Origin of the sequence: Vibrio sp. 779(2023) (assembly GCF_033344285.1) — a bacterium.
In the GTDB taxonomy this organism is placed as follows: Bacteria; Pseudomonadota; Gammaproteobacteria; order Enterobacterales; family Vibrionaceae; genus Vibrio; species Vibrio alginolyticus.
Genome location: NZ_JAWPOM010000086.1, coordinates 1 through 1,139, shown reverse-complemented (window position 1 = coordinate 1,139; position 1,139 = coordinate 1). Strand labels below are relative to the sequence as shown.

At 46.4% G+C, this 1,139-nt stretch carries 1 protein-coding gene and 1 pseudogene; both read right to left on the bottom strand.

Translation table 11 applies throughout. The features are described from left to right. Positions 1–25 precede the first annotated feature (25 nt). Positions 26–436: pseudogene (locus R8O70_RS25095) on the bottom strand (LytS/YhcK type 5TM receptor domain-containing protein); the annotation flags it as partial. Between the two features lie 145 nt (positions 437–581). Continuing rightward, positions 582–1,139: carbon starvation CstA family protein (locus R8O70_RS25090; RefSeq protein WP_318184447.1), on the bottom strand; the 558-nt coding region annotated here is incomplete at its 5' end.

Here is a 1,139-nt window from a genome sequence, read left to right as displayed (position 1 = left end):
GGCGCATTGCTGTTCAATCCAAGCGTGGATTGAACAGCAATGCGCCCTTGTTGCGTTTGATAAGGTAGACATGTAACAAGCCACCAATCACGCCTTCAGCAGTGGTTGAAATAGCACAGGCTAGGTCGGTAAAGCCACCAAGTGAATAACGATGGATCCCGCCGGTTAAGCCGACAGCAAAACCGACTACTGGCCCGCCGAACAACCCGCCCATGACAGCGCCAATGGCACGGGTGTTGGCGATAGCATCATTGATGTGTAGACCAAAGTACGTCCCGAGGATACAAAAGCCAGAAAAGAGCACGTAGCAAATTAAACGATGGCTAAGGCGAGACGAAATACTCAGTAGCGGTAAGATGATGGGTGTTTTACTCAGCATGTAAGCCAAGACTAAGTAAACACACATTTGCTGCAAGAGAGAGATAACCAGTTCCATAGCGAACCTAACCTGAAATTAATGTTGTTATTGTATACCTAAACAACCTCAAGGTTTTATCGGCCTTTAAAGTCATTTAGGTATAAAACAAAAAGAGCCTGCAAACGGCAGGCTCCTTGTCTTAACCAGTCAATATGAGGTTGGTTTATGCAGTTTCTGTTACTGCTTGTGGTTTTTCTTCATCCGCCAGTTCAGATTCGCCTTTACCTTTAGAGGTTTTGATAACGTAACCTGTAACGACTAGGGAGAAGATGACACCCGCGATAGTCGACACTTGCATTGGTAGGCCGAAACCTAGTGAGCTGTTGTTTAGGATGAAAGTCACACATACCGTGGTCATGAACATTGCAGGGATAGTTGTAATCCAGTGCAGTTTGTTGTGACGCAGTAGGTAAGCTGACGCAGTCCACAACATCATTACTGCTGTTGTTTGGTTTGCGAAGCCGAAGTAACGCCAGATGATGCCAAAGTCTACTTGAGTCAACACACCACCGATAACGAATAGCGGCACAGCCATTAGTAGACGGTTACGTAGTGTTTTCTGTTCCATGTTGAAGTATTCAGCAAGGATTAGACGGCTTGAGCGGAACGCTGTGTCACCTGAAGTGATTGGTAGGATAACCACACCTAGGAAAGCAATGATACCGCCGAATACACCTAGTAGACCAAATGACGCGCTGTATACCACGTTACCAGGACCACC